Genomic DNA, 5,042 nt, shown 5'->3' with positions numbered 1-5,042 from the left:
ATTAGTATGAATTTTAGGAATTCCATTCCATTTCACTTCGTTTATATTCGATGAAATAAAATTAGACTCATTTTGTTTGTCTTTTTTATGACATGAGATAATCCCAAGTGATATAAATAATAATAAAATTAAAATTAGATTAACTTTTTTCATGATTTGGTTATTTTATATAGTAGATGAATTTTGTTGCGTAAAAATTGTTTACAACGGTCTTGGTTAAGGCAAGTAGCGTGGAGTAGGGACGCGTTCTTGTCGGCTTTGTTGGTTTTTACTTGGTGTCTAAAATAACACTTTTCACCAGAATGCCCGCTATTTGCGCTTAACCGATGTTAGGGGCTGGCTTTTTGTTTCTTATTTCTTAATCTGTAGTTATAATGATACTCATATTTATATCTATTATATTTTTTTCTAAAAACCGAAATTAACTCATTAACCTCTTCCGAAGTAGTGTAAATTGAAACGCTGAGATTTTCAAGATCCGTGTTTCCAAACTTCTTTCTTTCATAAATAAAGCGAGATGTTTCGTCATCAACAAATGTTATCAATTCGAGAACTTCACTATCTATACTATCATTAATTAGTAAAATTTCATTTATTAATTTTTTTATTTCTTTTCCTTTAAAAGTCAAAAATTCAAACCAATCTGAAAAAGGTGGATAATGTATATTTGATTTAATCGGATTTTGAGGATTAACTTTTTTACAAGCTTGTTTAAAATCTTCTTTCGATAATTTTTTTACAGAAAAATTTAATTTGTCTTTATATTTATAATTTGCTGCATCTAATGCTGTTGTAATTATATCTCTTAATTCATAATCAATAGCTAAAATTTTATTGTTTAATTGTCTGAAAGATTTTGCCTTTCTTTTCTCTTTTGGAGAATGAATTACCAGAAAATAGAATATAAATGCTGAGAAATATGAATAACTTAATTTCAAATTAATCTGTCCCAAATGATAAAAAAAATCATTTGAAGCTGGAATATTTATTAACCAAAACTCAATAATTATAATAGTAATAACAGAAATTATAAGTAGAAGAAATAAATCTTTTCTAATTGAGCCAATTCTGTTTTTTACCAATTTAAAATAATGTTTCATCTAAAATTTTCTTAAAGCTTGCCCCTAACGGTCTTGGTTAAGGCAAGTAGCGTGGAGTAGGGACACGTTCATGTCGGCTTAGTTGTTTTTTAATTGGTGTCTAAAATAACACTTTTCATCAGAATGCCCGCTATTTGCGCTTAACCGATGTTGGCAACTGGCTTTTTCAGTTCATTCTATTTCGTAATATGGTCAATTCAAGTTCAAGTACTTTTCTTGATTCCGCATTTATTTTTTCAATATTTTCCTTGTCAATTTTATTTAATCTTTTTTGAATTAGTCCATCAATTACTGTATTGAATTCAGGGTTTTTTAGGCTTCTAGTTAGCCCACATTCATTAATATCAAGGACATTTTCAGAATTAAGATCAGCATAAACTAACCATAGACCATTTTCTGTAACAATAGGCCCGCAATGTTCGTCATAAGTACCAATAAATACAGTTTCTATTTCTGCTCCTTTGAGTGACTCAATCACTCTTATTTTAAAGGAGAAGTTTTCTGAATTCACGTCAAAAACTTCTCCAACAAAAATGCAGTCAGATTGTTCATATTCATAATCTTGAATTTCTTGTAAACTTTTAGGTATTGAACAATTGCACGCGAAAGATTTTGTAGAAACTGAAATAGTCAGAATTGCTATTATAAATATTGTTCTTTTCATTTTTTTTTGCTTGTTGCCAACGGTCTTGGTTAACGCAAGTAGCGTGGAGTAGGGACGCGTTCTTGTCGGCTTAGTTGTTTGTTAATTGATGACTAAAATATAACTTTTACTTGAATACCCGCTAATTTGCGATAACCGATGTTGTACCTCGTGGCGATACTCGGAATATATTATTTTGTTGTCACTCTTATTAAGTCATTTTGTTCTTTTCTGAATCTTGATTTTATTTTTCATGTTCGAGTAAGAGTCAGCTTTTAATTTTTTGGTTCTTAATTATTTTGTCATTTTTCACGACAGATTTAAAGTCAGAGTTCTAAATCTTTAGGCATTCAATTTATCCATTTTTCATGCTTGAGTAAAAGTCAGAATAACGAGGTGAATGCATCTATTTTTACTTTTATAAGTTCGAGTAGGAATCTGCGCAGTGATTTTAAGAGCATTCAATTTTCACATTTTTCATTCTTATAGACTTTTCTCAAAATTTCACGCTTAAGTAGTTTTGTTCTTAACTAAAATCTTGAAAAAGTCAGCGCAACAGTTGCGAAAGATTGATTTTTTCATTCAGATTTGCCGTTATTTTTTCACGTTTTTCATTCTGAGCCATGAGTTACAACGGTCTTGGTTAAGGCAAGTAGCGTGGAGTAGGGACACGTTCTTGTCGGCTTAGTTGTTTTTTACTTGGTGTCTAAAATAGCACTTTTCACCAGAATGCCCGCTATTTGCGCTTAACCGATGTTGGCAACTGTGTTTTATTTCACATTTGATGCAGATGGTTTTCTTCCTGCGTCTATTAGAATAATATTTTCAGCTTTATCTAATTTGAGTTCTTTTAAAGTTTTCTGTACTTTATTATATTCGGTTACATCAAAGTAGAGAATAGCTTTGATCGATTTTTTAGTATTATTTGCCTTTTCATATACTTCGACTTGTTTTGCCAAATTCTGTTTTAACTTGGAATTAGAGGCTAATTTAAATTCTATTAGAGTTTTGTCTTTTGAACCACTTGAAATCGCATAGTCAACAGGACCTCTACCATTGTTTACTTCTCTGTTAACATCTAAATCTGATGCGAACCAAGTCAATCTGTATATTAGTTGTAAATCTTCTTCTCTTTTAATTGGTTGGTGATCTACATAAAACAACTTATATCCATCGTTATCTTCAATGAAAGATTTTAAAAATAACAATCTTTTTAATGAACCTTCATAAGAACTTTCAGGACTAATTGTGTAAAAATCAGAATCTTTCATTAGGTGCTCAACAAATTTGCCTAGTTGATGAATAAATACGGTTTCCACTTGATCTACTTTTTGCTTGGAAATATTCTTAGCACCTACTTTATTTTCTTCTTTTTGTTTTACGTAGTATTTAATTATTTCGGGGAATTGTTTTATCGTATTATGAACAGCCAATGAAATTTCTTTTTGTGTATTCTTTTTGTTTTTAGGTGGTTTTGGTAATGATTTTTTGAAATAATTAAAAATTTCATGTCGTAGTTGGTCGTTAGGAATACTCCCGCATATTCTATCAAAATCTCCTCTCAAATCATTACTATTAATCCAGTTATCATCCTTTGTCAAAATGTCCCTAGGAGTCAATAATACATAATCTCCGAATAAAAATGGAAGTTCAAATTCCTTTGGCATCCATCTTTCTAAATTATAATCGAAATATACTTTGCTAACATTAATTTTCTTTAGAAATTTTGGATCAATGTATTTCTTAGCAAACTTTTCTGTGTACTCCAGTAAATATTCCTTTATCAAGTTTGTAGTGAAGTCACTAATGTTATCTTTTCCAACTCCTATTTCAAAAAGTCCTGCTTTTTCCAAGTGTGATGATTGCGTTACAACTTCTTTTCCTAAATCATCAAAAACAATGTGAATTGATGATGAAAACGCTTCTCCAAATTTTTTCCCTAAGCCGCTACCACCATTGCCAACTTTACTATAACCAAACCAATTTTGTTTTACTTCCGGAAACAAATACCAAGATTTTACTTGTGAAAAATCATTAATTCCAAGTTCCGCTTTTTGTTTTAGAAAGGTCAAATATTTTAATATCACATTATGTAACTCTTTGTAATCTTCTTTTTTACTTCCAAAAAGCAAAAAAGGATCAATAAATAATGGTAAATCATTTATTAGCGAAATATTGAAAGCACCATAATCTTCAACATTTGAAGGATTTATTTCAAAGAAGTCAGAAAAGTATATTTTCATATTGGATTTTGTTAAACATTGTTGCCAACGGTCTTGGTTAACGCAAGTAGCGTGGAGTAGGGACGCAAACTTGTCGGCTTAGTTGTTTTTTTAATAGGTATCTAAAATACACTTTTTCGACTAAGCCCGCTATTTGCTGGTAACCGATGTTATGTTTAGTTTTTATAGTTCGGATATCGAATTGAATATATCAAAATGATGTTTTTCAGTTCTAAGGTCAATTGTCAATTTATCGTTTTTATTTTCAATTTTATAAACTTCTCCAGATTTAAATAAAGGAGTCAATTTTTTTATCAGTTCTGTGATTAGCTCGGAATTGTTTGTTTTAGATATCAATATATAATGATCAGAAACTTTTATTCTCTGTAATGATTTTGAAAACATAAATAGGAAAAAGTCAGTCCTGGTCTTTTTTCTTATCAAAAATCCAGAATTATGAGAAATTCTATTTGTTGTCCATTCCGCAAGAGTAAGAAGATTTTGATATTTAGAAGTCAAAAGTAAATTCCCACCGGAATATGTTGCTTTCTTATATTTCAAGATCCAATTTTTTGGATTATTTATCTTGCCATAAATTATATAAGACCAAGCGTTATAATTTCCATTTACTTTTCCGTTTTTCTCAGAAATAAAATATTCAAATTCCCTACAAAATTTCTCATTCGCAATATAAAATGGAGACGTTTTTTCATTCTCAGATGCATTTGGCTTAATAATCATTTTTTCTTTGAAAAATTAAACATAACGGTCTTGGTTAACGCAAGTAGCGTGGAGTAGGGACGCTTTCTTGTCGGCTTTGTTGTTTGTTAACTGATGTCTAAAATATCACTTTTTACTGAAATGCCAGCTATTTGCTAGTTAGCATCCATGAAAAAGCAGTAATCGAGTATCTTTAATAATCACTATAAAAACTAAAGATATGGAAACCCGAGTTACTGCATTACCAAAGTTATTCATAGGAATTGATATTCACAAGAGAAGCTGGAAAATACATTGCAGCACCGATCTCTTTGGCGGTAAATCTTTCACGATGCCTCCAGATCCTGAGAAGTTATA

4 protein-coding genes are annotated in these 5,042 nt (G+C 30.3%); all 4 read right to left on the bottom strand.

Annotation, left to right across the window (positions count from 1 at the left end):
- Positions 1–329: 329 nt before the first annotated feature.
- Positions 330–1,100 carry a hypothetical protein gene (locus I130_RS11575; protein ID WP_034923212.1) on the bottom strand — a complete coding sequence of 257 codons (771 nt, stop codon included), beginning with the start codon at positions 1,098–1,100 and terminating at the stop codon, positions 330–332.
- A 166-nt stretch (positions 1,101–1,266) separates the two neighbouring features.
- The gene (locus I130_RS11570) at positions 1,267–1,764 is read right to left on the bottom strand and encodes a hypothetical protein (protein ID WP_034923210.1); all 498 of its coding nucleotides are present in this window, start codon (positions 1,762–1,764) and stop codon (positions 1,267–1,269) included.
- A 749-nt stretch (positions 1,765–2,513) separates the two neighbouring features.
- Complete coding sequence (locus I130_RS11565) at positions 2,514–3,986, bottom strand: hypothetical protein (protein ID WP_034923208.1); 1,473 nt, start codon at positions 3,984–3,986, stop codon at positions 2,514–2,516.
- Positions 3,987–4,148: 162 nt separating this feature from the next.
- Positions 4,149–4,706, bottom strand: coding sequence for a hypothetical protein (locus I130_RS11560; RefSeq protein ID WP_034923206.1), 558 nt, complete (start codon positions 4,704–4,706; stop codon positions 4,149–4,151).
- Positions 4,707–5,042: the final 336 nt, after the last annotated feature.

Source organism: Gillisia sp. CAL575 (assembly GCF_000403785.1).
In the GTDB taxonomy this organism is placed as follows: Bacteria; Bacteroidota; Bacteroidia; order Flavobacteriales; family Flavobacteriaceae; genus Gillisia.
The sequence above is the reverse complement of the archived record's forward strand: the minus strand, read 5'-3'. Positions and strand labels throughout refer to the sequence as shown.